General features: G+C 66.3%; 11 protein-coding genes and 3 rRNA genes. 4 read left to right on the top strand and 10 right to left on the bottom strand.

Annotated features, from left to right (window positions below; translation table 11 throughout):
• Nucleotides 1-7: 7 nt before the first annotated feature.
• Nucleotides 8-301: a hypothetical protein gene (locus tag ACQHII_RS37050; protein WP_427923352.1), complete on the bottom strand. Its 294-nt coding sequence runs from the start codon at nt 299-301 to the stop codon at nt 8-10.
• A 42-nt stretch (nt 302-343) separates the two neighbouring features.
• Here ACQHII_RS37050 and ACQHII_RS37045 point away from each other — a divergent pair, with 42 nt between their 5' ends.
• Nucleotides 344-691, top strand: a complete 348-nt coding sequence (locus ACQHII_RS37045; RefSeq protein WP_427923351.1) for an SCP2 sterol-binding domain-containing protein — start codon at nt 344-346, stop codon at nt 689-691.
• Here the strand turns inward: ACQHII_RS37045 and ACQHII_RS37040 are convergent.
• Genes ACQHII_RS37040 through ACQHII_RS37025 form a run of 4 tightly spaced genes read right to left on the bottom strand, consistent with a single transcriptional unit; the run spans nt 675 to nt 4,781 of the window.
• The gene (locus ACQHII_RS37040; protein ID WP_427923350.1) at nt 675-1,562 is read right to left on the bottom strand and encodes an ABC transporter ATP-binding protein; all 888 of its coding nucleotides are present in this window, start codon (nt 1,560-1,562) and stop codon (nt 675-677) included. The two genes, ACQHII_RS37045 and ACQHII_RS37040, sit on opposite strands and share 17 nt — an antisense overlap.
• Complete coding sequence (locus tag ACQHII_RS37035; RefSeq protein ID WP_427925495.1) at nt 1,559-2,614, bottom strand: FecCD family ABC transporter permease; 1,056 nt, start codon at nt 2,612-2,614, stop codon at nt 1,559-1,561. The genes ACQHII_RS37040 and ACQHII_RS37035 overlap by 4 nt, the downstream gene beginning before the upstream one ends.
• Nucleotides 2,615-2,649: 35 nt before the next feature.
• The gene (locus tag ACQHII_RS37030) at nt 2,650-3,693 is read right to left on the bottom strand and encodes a FecCD family ABC transporter permease (RefSeq protein WP_427923349.1); all 1,044 of its coding nucleotides are present in this window, start codon (nt 3,691-3,693) and stop codon (nt 2,650-2,652) included.
• A gap of 59 nt (nt 3,694-3,752) precedes the next feature.
• On the bottom strand, nt 3,753-4,781 hold the full coding sequence (locus ACQHII_RS37025) for an HAD hydrolase-like protein (RefSeq protein WP_427923348.1): 1,029 nt from the start codon (nt 4,779-4,781) through the stop codon (nt 3,753-3,755).
• A 72-nt stretch (nt 4,782-4,853) separates the two neighbouring features.
• Here ACQHII_RS37025 and ACQHII_RS37020 point away from each other — a divergent pair, with 72 nt between their 5' ends.
• On the top strand, nt 4,854-6,146 hold the full coding sequence (locus ACQHII_RS37020; protein ID WP_427923347.1) for a DUF1015 family protein: 1,293 nt from the start codon (nt 4,854-4,856) through the stop codon (nt 6,144-6,146).
• Between the two features lie 78 nt (nt 6,147-6,224).
• Here ACQHII_RS37020 and ACQHII_RS37015 read toward each other — a convergent pair whose 3' ends face one another.
• From ACQHII_RS37015 to ACQHII_RS36995, 5 genes are all read right to left on the bottom strand, one after another.
• Complete coding sequence (locus tag ACQHII_RS37015) at nt 6,225-7,124, bottom strand: hypothetical protein (protein ID WP_427925494.1); 900 nt, start codon at nt 7,122-7,124, stop codon at nt 6,225-6,227.
• A 1,587-nt stretch (nt 7,125-8,711) separates the two neighbouring features.
• A 5S ribosomal RNA gene (rrf, locus tag ACQHII_RS37010) occupies nt 8,712-8,828 on the bottom strand.
• A gap of 106 nt (nt 8,829-8,934) precedes the next feature.
• Nucleotides 8,935-12,057 (bottom strand): 23S ribosomal RNA (locus tag ACQHII_RS37005).
• 315 nt (nt 12,058-12,372) lie between these two features.
• A 16S ribosomal RNA gene (locus tag ACQHII_RS37000) occupies nt 12,373-13,898 on the bottom strand.
• The 16S, 23S and 5S rRNA genes sit together here, the layout of an rRNA operon.
• 537 nt (nt 13,899-14,435) lie before the next feature.
• Nucleotides 14,436-15,077 carry a DNA-3-methyladenine glycosylase gene (locus tag ACQHII_RS36995; RefSeq protein ID WP_427923346.1) on the bottom strand — a complete coding sequence of 214 codons (642 nt, stop codon included), beginning with the start codon at nt 15,075-15,077 and terminating at the stop codon, nt 14,436-14,438.
• A gap of 137 nt (nt 15,078-15,214) precedes the next feature.
• Here ACQHII_RS36995 and ACQHII_RS36990 point away from each other — a divergent pair, with 137 nt between their 5' ends.
• On the top strand, nt 15,215-15,997 hold the full coding sequence (locus ACQHII_RS36990) for a sporulation protein (RefSeq protein ID WP_427923345.1): 783 nt from the start codon (nt 15,215-15,217) through the stop codon (nt 15,995-15,997).
• A 40-nt stretch (nt 15,998-16,037) separates the two neighbouring features.
• Nucleotides 16,038-16,577, top strand: coding sequence for a YbhB/YbcL family Raf kinase inhibitor-like protein (locus ACQHII_RS36985; protein ID WP_427923344.1), 540 nt, complete (start codon nt 16,038-16,040; stop codon nt 16,575-16,577).
• The last annotated feature ends 3 nt before the right edge of the window (nt 16,578-16,580 follow it).

Below are 16,580 nucleotides of genomic sequence, written 5' to 3'. Positions count from 1 at the left end.
GTTCGGTTCAGCTCCTAGTGCCATACGTCGATGGGGGCGCCGGAGGTCCCGGGCGGGCGTCGAGCGCGGTGAGCGCGTCGCGCAGCCCCCGGTGTACATCCTCGTACACCTCGACATGGCCGTCCGTGGCGAGGTGGTCGGTGTCGGCGAGGCGCCCGAGCTGGGCGTCGACGTCCGCGTTGCCGCTCGGGGCGCGGTCCACGTTCAGGGGCGCGGGGGCGGCCGGGTCGTACGCGGGCTCCGCCTCCGGTACGGCCTCCGGCGCTGCCTCTGTCTCGGCCTCGGGAACTGAGTCGCTCATGCCCAGACGCTACCCCGAAGGCCTGGGGTACCGTCGATCACGATGGCAACGATCGAGGAGTGCCGCGCCGCACTCGAAAAGCTCTCGGACAACATGCAGAAGGCCGACGGGAATGTCCGCGCCGCCGCGGCCATGGACCGTTCGGTCAGCTGCCGGATCACCGATCTCGACGTCACCTTCGTCGGGCGGCTGACCGGCGGCCGGATCGTGGTGGACGAGACCGTGGAGGGCCTTCCGCCGGAGAAGGCCCAGATCAGGCTGACCATGGCCGGCGACGACCTGGTGGCCATGGTCGACGGCGGCCTGAACTTCGCGAAGGCCTGGGGCTCGGGCCGGGTGAAGCTGGAGGCCAACGTGTTCGATCTGTTCCGGCTCAGGAAGCTTCTGTAACTACTGCGGTGACCGCACGCGCGCGTGCCTTGCGCGCCGCCGGCACCACCAGTGGCGTCCCCGTCTCCGGGTCGTCGATGACCTGGCAGCGCAGCCCGAAGACCTCCTCGACCAGTTCGGCCGTGACGATGTCGTTCGGCGCTCCCTGTGCGATGACCGCGCCCTCCTTGAGGGCGATGAGGTGAGTGGCGTACCGCGCCGCGTGGTTGAGGTCGTGCAGTACCGCGACCAGTGTGCGGCCCTGCTCCTCGTGCAGTTCGGCGCAGAGGTCGAGGACGTCGATCTGGTGCTGGATGTCCAGGTAGGTGGTCGGCTCGTCGAGCAGCAGCAGGGGCGTCTGCTGGGCGAGCGCCATCGCGATCCACACGCGCTGCCGCTGCCCGCCGGAGAGTTCGTCGACATAGCGGTCGGCGAGCTCGGCGACCCCGGTCTGCGCCATCGACTCCTGCACGACCCGCTCGTCCTCCTGGGACCACTGGCGCAGGATGCCCTGGTGCGGGTACCGGCCGCGGCCCACGAGGTCGCCGACGGTGATCCCGTCGGGCGCGATGGACGACTGCGGCAGCAGGCCGAGGGTCCGCGCGACCTTCTTCGCGGGCATCGACTGGATGACCTGCCCGTCGAGCAGCACCCGGCCCTCGCTCGGCTTCAGCATCCGTGAAAGGGCCCGCAGCAGCGTGGACTTGCCGCACGCGTTCGGGCCGACGATCACCGTGAAGGAGTTGTCGGGGATCTCCACCGACAGCTCGCGTGCGATGACGCGCTGGTCGTAGGCGAGGGTGACGTTCTCGGCGGACAGGCGGTTCACTGTGCTCCTTTGGTCGTTCTCGTTCGCCGAGGCGTTCGTCGCTGGTTTCGTCGACGGGTTCATATCCGGCCCGCCTTGCGCTCGGTGACCAGGAGCCACAGCAGGTAGACCCCGCCGAGGACTCCGGTGACCACGCCCACGGGCAACTGGTCGGCGCCGAACGCCCGTTGGGAGACCCAGTCGGCGGTGACCAGGAGCGCGGCGCCCATGCACAGCGAGGGCACCAGGTTCGGGCCCGGCGAGCGGGTCAGCCGCCGGGCGAGCTGCGGCGCCGTGAGCGCGACGAAGCCGACGGGTCCCGCGGCGGCGGTCGCGGCGGCGGTGAGCAGCACGGCGGCCACCATCAGCAACAGCCGTACCCGCTCGACCCGCACTCCGAGGGCGTACGACACGTCGTCGCCCATCTCCGTCATCCGCAGCCCGCGCGCGTTGGCGAGGACGAGCGGCAGCAGCACGGCGCACAGGCCGAGCAGTGGCCAGACCTGGGTCCAGTCGCGGCCGTTGAGGGACCCGGTCATCCACACGACCGCGCGGGCCGCGTCGACGAGGTCTGCCTTGGTGAGCAGATAGCCGTTGACCGCCGTGACGACGGCGGAGACGCCGATGCCGACCAGGACGAGCCGGTATCCGTGCACCCCCTGCTTCCAGGCCAGCACATAGATCGCGAGCCCGGTCACCAGACCGCCGACCAGCGCCCCGAGGGTGACGGCGGTCGCGCTGCCGGAAAACAGCACGATCACGACGAGCGCCCCGGCCGTCGACCCCTGCGAGAGGCCGAGGACGTCCGGACTGCCCAACGGATTGCGGGAGATGGACTGGAACAGCGCACCGCCGAGCCCGAGCGAGGCCCCGACCAGCAGCCCGACGAGAACCCGTGGCAGCCGCAGTTCATTGACGATGAACTCCTGGCCCGCGTCACCGCCCCCGAACAGCGTCTTGAGGACGTCACCGGCCGGGATCGGGAAGTCGCCGGTACCGATCAGCACGACACTCGCGGCGAGTGCGCAGACCAGGAGAAGGACGACGACCGCGAGGGCACGGAGATCGAGGCGGAGCGAGAGACCGCCGGCACGCACGGCCTTCGTACGGAGCACTCGGGTGGGTGCGGCCTTCACGGCTGGGCCGTCCTCCGCCGTCGTACGAGAGAGATTCACAGCTGGGCCGTCCTTCGGCGCCGCACGAGGAAGATGAAGACCGGACCGCCGAGGACCGCGGTCACGATGCCGACCTGCAACTCCGCGGGCCGCGCGATCAGCCGGCCCAGCACGTCGGCGCCGAGCAGCAGCACGGGCGACAGGATCGTGGCGTACGGCAGGATCCAGCGGAGGTCGGGGCCGGTGAAGGAGCGCACGACGTGCGGCACCATCAGGCCGACGAACACGATCGGCCCGCAGGCGGCGGTCGCGGCCCCGCACAGCACGGTCGCGGAGAGCATGGCGAGCGCCCGGGTGCGGTTGAGGTTTGCGCCGAGGGCCCGGGCGGTGTCGTCGCCCATCGCCACCGCGTTCAGCGGCCGGGCCAGCAGCAGCGAGACGACCGTGCCGACCGCGAGGAACGGCGCGACCTGGGTGATGGTCGATCCGGTGGCCGAGGCCAGTGAACCGACCGTCCAGAAGCGCATCTTGGAGAGCGCCGCGTCGTCCGTGATCATGACGGCCTGGAGATAGCCGTAGAGCGCGGCGCTGATCGCGGTGCCGGCGAGGGCGAGGCGCACGGGGGTGGCACCCCGGCTGCCGCCGAGGAACCAGACCAGCGCGCCGACCACCGCCGCGCCCGCGAAGGCGAACCAGACGTAGCCGCTCAGCGAGGTGACACCGAAGTAGGTGATGGCGGTGACGACCGCGGCCGAGGCGCCGGCGTTGATGCCGAGCAGCCCCGGGTCCGCGAGCGGGTTGCGGGTGAGCGCCTGGAGCACGGCTCCGGAGAGGCCGAGCGCGGCACCGGCGAGCAGTCCGAGGACCGTACGGGAGATGCGGTCGTCGACCACGATGTCCGCGTACGTCCCCGTGTCATGGAACAGGCCGTGCCACACATCCCCCAACGGCAGCGATTTCGCGCCGATCGCGATGCTCGCCAGGGCGACGAGCAGCAGGAGCGCCACCGAGATGAAGAGCCCAAGGACTCGTACCGCCCGGCGGGTTGGGGGCGCGGGGGCGGTCTCCGCGCGCTGTTCTGGGGGACTGTCGACCAACACGAGGTTAGGTTAGCCTACCCTCGCATCCCGCCCGGAAGGTGTGCTCCCGAGCGCCCTGTTCACAGCCCCAGTCGCGCCAGCGCCTTCTCCGCGTCCAGCGTGCAGGAGCCGTCCCCCGCCGCCGTCCAGGCCGCCGCGCAGAGCGCCCGCAGCCCGTCCAGGGGCTCGCCCTCACCGTCGAGTTCCAGCCGCTCCCGCCCCGCCGTCGCCGTCCAACTCCCGCACCGGAAGCCGTCTCCCGCCTCCGTGACCTCGGGCTGCCCGGTGAGCATGCCCCGCAGATCGGCGTCGACGTACGTCGGCCGGTGCTGCGGCGGCGCGGCGAGGAGCTGCGCTCCGTCGGTCACGCCGGTCAGGACGAGCAGCGAGTCGACCTCCCCGTTGAACGCCCCCTCGATGTCCGTGTCCAGCCGGTCCCCCACCACCAACGGCCGCTCCGCGCCGGTCCGCAGGATCGTCTCCTTGTGCATCGGCGGCAACGGCTTCCCCGCCACCTGCGGCTCGGCGCCGGTCGCTATCCGTACGACCTCCACCGCCGCGCCGTTGCCCGGCGCGATGCCGCGCGCGCTCGGGATCGTCAGGTCGGTGTTGGACGCGAACCACGGCACCCCGCGCGCGATCGCGTAACAGGCCTCCGCGAACCGGGACCACACCAGGTCCGGGCCGCCGTAGCCCTGCACGACCGCCACCGGATCGTCGTCGGCCGAGTCGACGGGCTCCAGCCCGCGCTCGCGCAGCGCGACCCGCAGCCCCTCCCCGCCGATCACCAGCACGCGGGAGCCGGCCGGCACCTGCTCGCTGATCAGCCGGGCGACGGCCTGCGCGGAGGTGATGACGTCATCGGCCCCCGTCGGTATCCCCAGCTCGGTGAGATGCTCGGCCACCGCGTCCGGCGTCCGCAGCGCGTTGTTGGTGACGTAGGCCAGCCGCATCCCGCCCGCGCGGGCGGTGGCGAGCGAGTCGACAGCATGGGCGATCGCGTTGCCCCCCGCGTACACCACCCCGTCGAGGTCGAGCAGCGCCGTGTCGTACGCCTCGCTCAGGGCCCGGCCACTGCCCTCGGGACTCGTCCTGACGCTCTGGCTCATTCCACATCGCTCCTCGTTCGATCGCTTTCGCCCGATCATCCCGCACGCCACTGACACACGTACGATGCCGGGATGAACACCGCAGGTCACTCGGAAGCAACGGAGCGCCGAGGCCTGGAACTCACCCCGTTCCGAGGCCTTCGCTACGACCCCGACCTGGTCGGCAGCCTGGCCGCCGTGACGTCCCCACCGTACGACGTCGTCGTACGCCCCGACGGTCTGCACCACCTCCAGGACTCCGACCCGCACAACATCGTCCGGCTGATCCTCCCGCAGGCCGTCACCCCCAGTGCCCGCAACGAACAGGCCGCCGACACCCTGCACCGCTGGCTCTCCGAGGGAGTCCTCACCACCGACCCCGAGCCCGGTCTGTACGTCTACGAACAGCACGACGGCAACGGCTTGTTGCAGCGCGGCATCATCGGCGCCCTGCGCCTGACGGACCCCTCGGAGGGCGTGGTCCTGCCGCACGAGGACGTCATGCCGCACGTGATCGCGGACCGCGCGGCCCTCATGCGGGCCACCTCCGCCAACCTCGAACCCCTGCTCCTGACCTACCGGGGCAACGGCTCCCCGTCCGACACGACCACGGTCGTCGAGCGCGTCGCCGAGGACCCCCCGCTGCTCTCGACGACCACGGAGGACGGCTACAGCCACCGCCTCTGGTCGGTCACCGACCCCGCCGAGCTGACCCGCATCCAGACCGACCTGTCCCACCACCAGGCCCTCATCGCCGACGGCCACCACCGCTGGGCGACCTACCGACGTCTACGCGCGGAGCACCCCTCCCCCAGCCCCTGGGACTACGGCCTCGTCCTCCTCGTCGACACCGCCCGCTACCCGCTCCGCGTCCGCGCGATCCACCGCCTCCTGCACGGCGTCCCGGTCGCCGACGCCCTGGCCGCCCTGGACGGCCTGTTCCGCGTCCAGCACCTGGAAGTGCCCCTCCCGGAGGCCCTGGAGGCCCTCGCCGACGCGGCCTGCGCGGGCAACGCCTTCCTCCTCGCCGGTGACGGCGCCTTCCACCTGGTAGACCATCCGGACCCGGACCTCCTGGCCCGTACGGTCCCCGCCGACCGCCCCGCCGCCTGGCGCACCCTGGACGCCACGGTCCTGCACTCCACCCTCCTGGACCACGTCTGGCTCATCCCCGAGGACGACCCGACCCGCATCGCCTACATCCACGACACCGCCGCCACCGTCCGCAAGGCCGAACGCGACGGCGGTACGGCCGTGTTGATGCACCCCGTCCGCGAGGAGGTCGTACGCGACCTGGCCCTCCAGGGCGTCACCATGCCCCGCAAGTCGACGTCCTTCGGCCCGAAGCCGGCGTCGGGGCTGGTGCTGCGGGCGCTGGAGCCCTGAGACTCCGGGAACGCGAAAGGGCGGGACCCCGGTGTGGGGTCCCGCCCTTTTCGTCACTGCTGCCGACGTGCGCTGCCGTCAGTCCTTGTCGGCGTCCTTGGCCTCGACGGCGACGGTCGGCTCGGCCACGGGCTCGGCCTCGTCGTCGTCCTCATCGTCCTCGAGGTCGTCGTCCTCGTCGTCGACATCCACTTCGTCGGCTACGGAGGCCTCGGCCTGGAGCTCGACCTCGTCGTCGATCTCGATCTCGGTCTCGGTCTCGCCGTCGGTGACGTCCTCGTCCTCGTCCGCCTCGTCCTCGACGAACGCGTCGACGAACTCGACACCGTCCATCTCGGCGAGCCGGTCCGACGCGTCCGTGCTGCCGTCCTTGTCGGACTCCACGGCCTTGGCGAACCACTCCCGCGCCTCGTCCTCACGCCCGGCGGCGAGCAGGGCGTCGGCGTAGGCGTACCGCAGTCGCGCGGTCCACGGCTGCACGGTGTTCGAGGCCAGCTCGGGGCTCTGGAGCGTGACGATGGCCGCGTCGAGCTGATCCATGTCACGCCGGGCGCCGGCCGCGACGAGCCGCATCTCGACCTGGCCCGCCTTGTCGAGCTTGTGGACCTCGGGGGCCCCGGCCATCTCCAGCGCCTTCTCCGGCCGCCCGAGCCCACGCTCGCAGTCGGCCATCACGGGCCACAGGTCCACACTGCCGGTCATCCGCCGCGCAGCCCGGAACTCGGCCAGCGCCTCGCTGTACTTCTGGTTCGCGTACGCGGCGAACCCGGCCGCCTCACGCACGGCGGCGACACGCGACGCCAGCCGCAGCGCGATCTTGGAGTAGGCGTAGGCGCCCTCGGGGTCCTCGTCGATGAGCCGGGCGACCATCACCAGGTTCTTCGACACGTCCTCCGCGAGCCCCTTCGGCAGGCTCAGCAGCTCCTGGCGTACGTCCTTGTCGATCTCCTCGCCCGTGACGTCCTCGGGGATCGGCAGCCGCTTGATCGGCTCACGGTCGCGGTCACGCTCCCGGTCGTCCCGGAACCGGCCGCCACCGCGCCTGTCGTCGCCCCGACGGTCGTCGCGGCGGGGGTAGCCACCGCGGTCGTCGTCACGGCGGAACGCGGGACGGTCACCACGGCTGTCGTCACGGCGGAAACCACCGGGACGGCTTCCGCGCTCGCCGCCGCGGTCATCCCGGCGGGGGCCGGCCGGACGGTCGTCGCGACGCGGGCCCGCAGAACGGTCGTCACGACGGGGGTAACTGCCGCGCTCGCCACGGTCGTCGTCGCGCCGGAAGGCGGGACGCTCGCCCCGGTTGTCACGGTCGTCGCGCCTGAACGGCGGACGCTCACCGCGACTGTCGTCACGACGGAAGGCCGGACGCTCACCACGGTCATCACGACGCGGGCCGGACGGACGGTCGTCGCGGCGGGGGTAGCTGCCACGGTCACCGCGGTCGTCATCGCGCCGGAAAGCGGGACGGTCACCGTCACGGCGGTCGTCCCTACGGTCGTCACGCCGGTCGTCACGCCGGTCGTCACGACGGAAGGGAGGACGCTCGCCGCCCCTGTTGTCGCTTCGGCTGTCGCTGCGGTCGTCGCGGCGGAACGGCGGACGCTCACCACGGCTGTCGTCACGACGGAAACCACCGGGACGCCCGCCGCGCTCGCCGCCGCGGTCATCACGACGGGGACCGGCCGGACGGTCGTCACGGCGCGGGCCGGCGGAACGGTCGTCGCGACCGCGGTACCCACCGCGATCGCCACCGCCACCGCTGCCGCCACGGTCGTCACGGCGGGGGTAGCTGCCACGGTCACCGCGGTCGTCGTCACGCCGGAAGGCGGGACGCTCGCCCCGGTTGTCACGGTCGTCGCGCCGGAACGGCGGACGCTCACCGCGACTGTCGTCACGACGGAAACCGCCACCACCGCCACCGCGGTTGTCGTCACGACGGAACGGCGGACGCTCACCACGGCTGTCATCGCGCCGGAAGCCACCGCGATCGCCACGGTTGTCGTCGCGACGCTCGCCGCCCCTGTTGTCGCTTCGGCTGTCGCTGCGGTCGTCGCGCCGGAACGGCGGACGCTCACCACGGCTGTCGTCACGACGGAAGCCACCGGGACGCCCGCCGCGCTCGCCGCCGCGGTCATCACGACGGGGACCGGAGGGCCGGTCATCACGACGAGGAGCCGCGGAACGGTCATCGCGACGCGGGCCGGCGGAACGGTCGTCGCGCCCGCGGTACCCACCGCGATCGCCACCGCCACCGCTGCCGCCACGGTCGTCACGGCGGGGGTAGCTGCCACGGTTGTCGTTGCCACGATCGTTGCTACGGCTCGGGCCTCCGCGGTACCCGCCACGGTCGCCGCGGTCACCACTGTCCCGTCGCCGCTCGTCGCGCTCCGGTCGGTCCTCGGGAGAGTTGGTGGACATCGGTGACTCCTGTCTTCGGTACCGCAAGTCATTCTCGCGCAGCCAGGTACTCGGCGCGCTCCGGGCTGTGCCTGTGCTCAAAACGAGAAAAAGAAAAGGACCCCTGGTCCCAGCGTGAACGCTGGGACCAGGGGTCCTCCAAAGATTGTTCGGCGGCGTCCTACTCTCCCACAGGGTCCCCCCTGCAGTACCATCGGCGCTGTAAGGCTTAGCTTCCGGGTTCGGAATGTAACCGGGCGTTTCCCTCACGCTATGACCACCGAAACCCTAATGGTTTCGAGCGAACAAGCACACTTTTCTTTTGTGTGGTTCAAGCTCTAGCCGACAACTGTTCGTTGTCTCAGAACTAACACAGTGGACGCGAGCAACTGAGGACAAGCCCTCGGCCTATTAGTACCGGTCACCTCCACCCATTACTGGGCTTCCAGATCCGGCCTATCAACCCAGTCGTCTACTGGGAGCCTTAACCCATCTAGTGGGTGGGAACACTCATCTCGAAGCAGGCTTCCCGCTTAGATGCTTTCAGCGGTTATCCCTCCCGAACGTAGCCAACCAGCCATGCCCTTGGCAGAACAACTGGCACACCAGAGGTTCGTCCGTCCCGGTCCTCTCGTACTAGGGACAGCCCTTCTCAATGTTCCTGCGCGCGCAGCGGATAGGGACCGAACTGTCTCACGACGTTCTAAACCCAGCTCGCGTACCGCTTTAATGGGCGAACAGCCCAACCCTTGGGACCGACTCCAGCCCCAGGATGCGACGAGCCGACATCGAGGTGCCAAACCATCCCGTCGATATGGACTCTTGGGGAAGATCAGCCTGTTATCCCCGGGGTACCTTTTATCCGTTGAGCGACGGCGCTTCCACAAGCCACCGCCGGATCACTAGTCCCGACTTTCGTCCCTGCTCGACCCGTCGGTCTCACAGTCAAGCTCCCTTGTGCACTTACACTCAACACCTGATTGCCAACCAGGCTGAGGGAACCTTTGGGCGCCTCCGTTACTCTTTAGGAGGCAACCGCCCCAGTTAAACTACCCATCAGACACTGTCCCTGATCCGGATCACGGACCCAGGTTAGACATCCAGCACGACCAGACTGGTATTTCAACGACGACTCCACCCGAACTGGCGTCCAGGCTTCACAGTCTCCCAGCTATCCTACACAAGCCGAACCGAACACCAATATCAAACTGTAGTAAAGGTCCCGGGGTCTTTCCGTCCTGCTGCGCGAAACGAGCATCTTTACTCGTAGTGCAATTTCACCGGGCCTATGGTTGAGACAGTCGAGAAGTCGTTACGCCATTCGTGCAGGTCGGAACTTACCCGACAAGGAATTTCGCTACCTTAGGATGGTTATAGTTACCACCGCCGTTTACTGGCGCTTAAGTTCTCAGCTTCGCCACCCCGAAGAGTGACTAACCGGTCCCCTTAACGTTCCAGCACCGGGCAGGCGTCAGTCCGTATACATCGCCTTACGGCTTCGCACGGACCTGTGTTTTTAGTAAACAGTCGCTTCTCGCTGGTCTCTGCGGCCACCCCCAGCTCACCGTGTAAAACGGATCACCGGTGATGGCCCCCCTTCTCCCGAAGTTACGGGGGCATTTTGCCGAGTTCCTTAACCATAGTTCACCCGAACGCCTCGGTATTCTCTACCTGACCACCTGAGTCGGTTTAGGGTACGGGCCGCCATGAAACTCGCTAGAGGCTTTTCTCGACAGCATAGGATCATCCACTTCACCACAATCGGCTCGGCATCAGGTCTCACCCTCATGTCATCCGGATTTGCCTAGATGACGGGCTACACCCTTACCCCGGGACAACCACCGCCCGGGATGGACTACCTTCCTGCGTCACCCCATCACTCACCTACTAACCGCTTGGACCGGCGGCTCCACCACTTTCCATTCCCCGAAGGGTCCGGAACGGCTTCACGGCCTTAGCATCACGATGCTCGATGTTTGACGCTTCACAGCGGGTACCGGAATATCAACCGGTTATCCATCGACTACGCCTGTCGGCCTCGCCTTAGGTCCCGACTTACCCTGGGCAGATCAGCTTGACCCAGGAACCCTTAGTCAATCGGCGCACACGTTTCTCACGTGTGTATCGCTACTCATGCCTGCATTCTCACTCGTGAACCGTCCACCACTAGCTTCCGCTGCGGCTTCACCCGGCACACGACGCTCCCCTACCCATCCCAGCCGCCGTTGGGCGTATGTGCTGGAATGACACGACTTCGGCGGTACGCTTGAGCCCCGCTACATTGTCGGCGCGGAATCACTAGACCAGTGAGCTATTACGCACTCTTTCAAGGGTGGCTGCTTCTAAGCCAACCTCCTGGTTGTCTCTGCGACTCCACATCCTTTCCCACTTAGCGTACGCTTAGGGGCCTTAGTCGATGCTCTGGGCTGTTTCCCTCTCGACCATGGAGCTTATCCCCCACAGTCTCACTGCCGCGCTCTCACTTACCGGCATTCGGAGTTTGGCTAAGGTCAGTAACCCGGTAGGGCCCATCGCCTATCCAGTGCTCTACCTCCGGCAAGAAACACACGACGCTGCACCTAAATGCATTTCGGGGAGAACCAGCTATCACGGAGTTTGATTGGCCTTTCACCCCTAACCACAGGTCATCCCCCAGGTTTTCAACCCTGGTGGGTTCGGTCCTCCACGAAGTCTTACCTCCGCTTCAACCTGCCCATGGCTAGATCACTCCGCTTCGGGTCTTGAGCGCGCTACTAAACCGCCCTGTTCGGACTCGCTTTCGCTACGGCTTCCCCACACGGGTTAACCTCGCAACACACCGCAAACTCGCAGGCTCATTCTTCAAAAGGCACGCAGTCACGACGCACCAAGTAAACTTGATGCGCGACGCTCCCACGGCTTGTAGGCACACGGTTTCAGGTACTATTTCACTCCGCTCCCGCGGTACTTTTCACCATTCCCTCACGGTACTATCCGCTATCGGTCACCAGGGAATATTTAGGCTTAGCGGGTGGTCCCGCCAGATTCACACGGGATTTCTCGGGCCCCGTGCTACTTGGGTGTCTCTCAAACGAGCCGCTGATGTTTCGACTACGGGGGTCTTACCCTCTACGCCGGACCTTTCGCATGTCCTTCGCCTACATCAACGGTTTCTGACTCGCCTCACAGCCGGCAGACTGTGAAAGAGAGATCCCACAACCCCGTATACGCAACCCCTGCCGGGTCTCACACGCATACGGTTTGGCCTCATCCGGTTTCGCTCGCCACTACTCCCGGAATCACGGTTGTTTTCTCTTCCTGCGGGTACTGAGATGTTTCACTTCCCCGCGTTCCCTCCACATACCCTATGTGTTCAGGTATGGGTGACAGCCCATGACGACTGCCGGGTTTCCCCATTCGGAAACCCCCGGATCAAAGCCTGGTTGACGACTCCCCGGGGACTATCGTGGCCTCCCACGTCCTTCATCGGTTCCTGGTGCCAAGGCATCCACCGTGCGCCCTTAAAAACTTGGCCACAGATGCTCGCGTCCACTGTGCAGTTCTCAAACAACGACCAACCACCCATCACCCCCGGCTACCACCGGAGTTCACTGGGGCCGGCACTGAAGGCGACCTCACGGCCGTACCCTCAGACACCCAACAGCGTGCCCGGCCAGTCCCTGTCCGCAGGTCATGCTTTCCACGCCCCGAAGAGCAGTACTCGCAAGCCTGTGACCCAGACCCTGGCCGAATAATCAACGTTCCACCCTTGAGCAACCAGCACCGGACGTTCGCCGATGAACTGGCCTCTGACCTCACCCCGGAGGGATCGGTAAGAAGTGCTCCTTAGAAAGGAGGTGATCCAGCCGCACCTTCCGGTACGGCTACCTTGTTACGACTTCGTCCCAATCGCCAGTCCCACCTTCGACAGCTCCCTCCCACAAGGGGTTGGGCCACCGGCTTCGGGTGTTACCGACTTTCGTGACGTGACGGGCGGTGTGTACAAGGCCCGGGAACGTATTCACCGCAGCAATGCTGATCTGCGATTACTAGCAACTCCGACTTCATGGGGTCGAGTTGCAGACCCCAATCCGAACTGAGACCGGCTTTTTGAGATTCGCTCCACCTCACGGTATCGCAGCTCATTGTACCGGCCATTGTAGCACGTGTGCAGCCCAAGACATAAGGGGCATGATGACTTGACGTCGTCCCCACCTTCCTCCGAGTTGACCCCGGCGGTCTCCTGTGAGTCCCCGTCACCCCGAAGGGCACGCTGGCAACACAGGACAAGGGTTGCGCTCGTTGCGGGACTTAACCCAACATCTCACGACACGAGCTGACGACAGCCATGCACCACCTGTACACCGACCACAAGGGGGGCACTATCTCTAATGCTTTCCGGTGTATGTCAAGCCTTGGTAAGGTTCTTCGCGTTGCGTCGAATTAAGCCACATGCTCCGCTGCTTGTGCGGGCCCCCGTCAATTCCTTTGAGTTTTAGCCTTGCGGCCGTACTCCCCAGGCGGGGAACTTAATGCGTTAGCTGCGGCACCGACGACGTGGAATGTCGCCAACACCTAGTTCCCACCGTTTACGGCGTGGACTACCAGGGTATCTAATCCTGTTCGCTCCCCACGCTTTCGCTCCTCAGCGTCAGTAATGGCCCAGAGATCCGCCTTCGCCACCGGTGTTCCTCCTGATATCTGCGCATTTCACCGCTACACCAGGAATTCCGATCTCCCCTACCACACTCTAGCTAGCCCGTATCGAATGCAGACCCGGGGTTAAGCCCCGGGCTTTCACACCCGACGTGACAAGCCGCCTACGAGCTCTTTACGCCCAATAATTCCGGACAACGCTTGCGCCCTACGTATTACCGCGGCTGCTGGCACGTAGTTAGCCGGCGCTTCTTCTGCAGGTACCGTCACTTGCGCTTCTTCCCTGCTGAAAGAGGTTTACAACCCGAAGGCCGTCATCCCTCACGCGGCGTCGCTGCATCAGGCTTCCGCCCATTGTGCAATATTCCCCACTGCTGCCTCCCGTAGGAGTCTGGGCCGTGTCTCAGTCCCAGTGTGGCCGGTCGCCCTCTCAGGCCGGCTACCCGTCGTCGCCTTGGTGAGCCATTACCTCACCAACAAGCTGATAGGCCGCGGGCTCATCCTGCACCGCCGGAGCTTTCAACACCCGCACATGAGTACGGGAGTATTATCCGGTATTAGACCCCGTTTCCAGGGCTTGTCCCAGAGTGCAGGGCAGATTGCCCACGTGTTACTCACCCGTTCGCCACTAATCCCCACCGAAGTGGTTCATCGTTCGACTTGCATGTGTTAAGCACGCCGCCAGCGTTCGTCCTGAGCCAGGATCAAACTCTCCGTGAATGTTTACCGGTTATCCGGTGCACACACACGAGAGCGGAACCCCCGGGCGGAATAGGCCCGACGGTTCACAGCGTCCTCGCTGTATGTTTTCTTCAAAGGAACCTCGCTCCAACCATCACTATCGACGGCCCGAGACGGGGTATCAACATATCTGGCGTTGATTTTTGGCACGCTGTTGAGTTCTCAAGGAACGGACGCTTCCTTTGTACTCACCCTCTCGGGCTTTCCTCCGGGCTTCCCTTCGGTCTTGCGTTTCCGACTCTATCAGACCGTTTCCGGTCCCGATTCCCTGTCGGTTGGGATTGTCAAAACGCTTTGGGCTTTCGCCTGTCGGCCTTTCGACATTCACTACGTTAGCCGATTCCCTCGCCAGCTCATAATCGAGTTCCGCAAGTTCGAATTCAGGCATGCGGGCATGCTGAACGCGCCCCTGCTGAGAGGGAGTCGTAGGTAGTGGGTTGGCCGCTTCCGGCTGCAGGCGAATGCCGTACCCGGGTCAAGCGGCTCGGGCTACGTTACGCACCCCGCCACGGCGCGTCAACTTGACCGACGCCTTGGCGTATGGGCCCGATAAGGGCTCACCGTAGGGTCGTTGGTGATCCAGAACCGCCACGGGTGGACCGCGCCCTCTCCGGACACTCCGGTGCGAGGGCCGTTGCTTACCTGATGGGACGGCACGGAGGTACCGGCCAGGACGCGCAAGGGTGTCTCGCCCGTGGTGCACGCGTCCGTGCCGTCCAGGGAGCGGTCGACGTCCAGGGCGGTGGCCAGGCGGGCGGGGCCTTTGGCCAGTTCTTTGTCATTTCGGGCCGAGAGTCGACGTTTGCGGGCCAGTTCGGCGCCCTCGACGATCTCGCCGGCCCGGAGCAGGATCGCCCTTGCCGTGCCCTCGGGGCCGCACACCAGGTTCATGCAGTGCCACATGCCGTAGGTGAAGTAGACGTACACGTACCCGGGTGGGCCGAACATCACGCCGTTGCGCGCGGTCGGGCCGCGATAGGCGTGGGAGGCGGGATCGTTTCCGCCGTCGTAGGCCTCGACCTCTGTGATGCGCAGGATGATCGGACCGTCGGGGGTGGTGCGGACGAGTAGGCGGCCCAGGAGGTCGGGGGCGACCTCCAGTACAGGGCGGTCGAAGAACTCTCTGGGGAGTGGCTTACGGTCCGGGGGCGCGATCATGGCGTCCGAGCGTAGTCCAGACGCGCTTGTGCCAAGGGGTGGTCAAGGTTCGGTCCGCTTGCCAGGGTGTGGCGCGGAACCGGTCGCGGTCGGATCGCGTTTGTAGGGATCAAGGGTCCATTCGTAAAGGGAGAGTCATGGCGTTCAAGAAGCTGCTCGCGAGCCTGGGGGCCGGCGGGGCTTCGGTGGAGACGGTGCTGACCGAGGTCAACGTCGTTCCTGGTGGTGTGGTCCAGGGCGAGGTGCGGATCCAGGGCGGGTCCGTGAACCAGGAGATCCAGGGGCTCTCGGTCGGACTTCAGGCCAAGGTCGAGGTCGAGAGCGGCGACCAGGAGTACAAGCAGGACATCGAGTTCACGAAGGTGCGGTTGGGTGGTGCCTTCGAGTTGCAGGCGGGGGCCGCGCACACCGTGCCGTTCGGTCTGGAGATCCCCTGGGAGACGCCGGTCACGATGATCGACGGTCAGGCGCTGCGCGGGATGCACATCGGGGTGAGCACCGAGCTGGCCATCGCGCGGGCCGTGGACTCCAGTGACCTGGACCCGGTCAACGTGCACCCGCTGCCCGCGCAGAAGGCGATCCTGGACGCCTTCATCCAGCTGGGCTTCCGCTTCAAGAACGCGGACATGGAGCGCGGTCACATCCGTGGGACGCGGCAGAAGCTGCCGTTCTACCAGGAGATCGAGTTCCACCCGCCGTCGCAGTACCGGGGGCTGAACCAGGTCGAGCTGACCTTCGTCGCCGACGAGAACGCGATGGACGTCATCCTGGAGATGGACAAGAAGCCGGGCCTGTTCAGCGAGGGCAGTGACACCTTCCGCTCCTTCCAGGTGGGCCAGCACGACTTCCACGGGACCGACTGGGCCGCGTACCTCAACCAGTGGATCTCCGAGGTCGGCAGCAAGCGCAACTGGTTCTAGGCTCGGGACGTACTGAAGATTCCGATCAGGAGGTACCAAGGTGACCGAGCCGAAGCGGCGACCTCTCCCCCATGACTTCCATCCGCCCGTGCCGTCGTTCACGGTGACGAGTGAGGACGTCGAGCCGGGGGCGACGCTCAAGGACGCTCAGGTCTACGCGGCCGGCAACACCTCGCCGCAGCTGCGGTGGGAGGGCTTCCCGGCCGAGACCAAGAGTTTCGCCGTGACCTGCTACGACCCGGACGCCCCTACGGGGAGCGGGTTCTGGCACTGGACGGTGTTCGACATCCCGGCCTCGGTGACCGAGCTGCCGACGGGTGCGGGCAGCGGCAAGTTCGAGGGACTGCCCGAGGGCGCCGTACAGGTGCGGAACGACTACGGGTCGAAGGACTTCGGTGGGGCCGCTCCGCCGCCGGGGGACGGGTCGCACCGCTATGTGTTCACGGTGTACGCCGTGGACTCGGAGAAGCTCGGTCCGGACTCGGACGTTTCTCCGGCGGTCGTCGGATTCAACCTGCGGTTCCACGCTCTGGCACGTGCCCAGCTGATCGGTGAGTACGAAGCGCCCGTCGAAGACTGACGT

The sequence above is a fragment of the Streptomyces sp. cg40 genome, from assembly GCF_050320165.1.
In the GTDB taxonomy this organism is placed as follows: domain Bacteria; phylum Actinomycetota; class Actinomycetes; order Streptomycetales; family Streptomycetaceae; genus Streptomyces; species Streptomyces hokutonensis.
This window is presented reverse-complemented; position numbering and strand designations above follow the sequence as displayed.

Excerpts from the sequence above, each read along its gene's own strand:
- ACQHII_RS36990 (WP_427923345.1), top strand. The coding sequence starts at position 15,215 with ATGGCGTTCAAGAAGCTGCTCGCGAGCCTGGGGGCCGGCGGGGCTTCG.
- ACQHII_RS37045 (WP_427923351.1), top strand. The coding sequence starts at position 344 with ATGGCAACGATCGAGGAGTGCCGCGCCGCACTCGAAAAGCTCTCGGAC.
- ACQHII_RS37025 (WP_427923348.1), bottom strand. The coding sequence starts at position 4,781 with ATGAGCCAGAGCGTCAGGACGAGTCCCGAGGGCAGTGGCCGGGCCCTG.
- ACQHII_RS37050 (WP_427923352.1), bottom strand. The coding sequence starts at position 301 with ATGAGCGACTCAGTTCCCGAGGCCGAGACAGAGGCAGCGCCGGAGGCC.
- ACQHII_RS37040 (WP_427923350.1), bottom strand. The coding sequence starts at position 1,562 with ATGAACCCGTCGACGAAACCAGCGACGAACGCCTCGGCGAACGAGAAC.
- ACQHII_RS37020 (WP_427923347.1), top strand. The coding sequence starts at position 4,854 with ATGAACACCGCAGGTCACTCGGAAGCAACGGAGCGCCGAGGCCTGGAA.
- ACQHII_RS36995 (WP_427923346.1), bottom strand. The coding sequence starts at position 15,077 with ATGATCGCGCCCCCGGACCGTAAGCCACTCCCCAGAGAGTTCTTCGAC.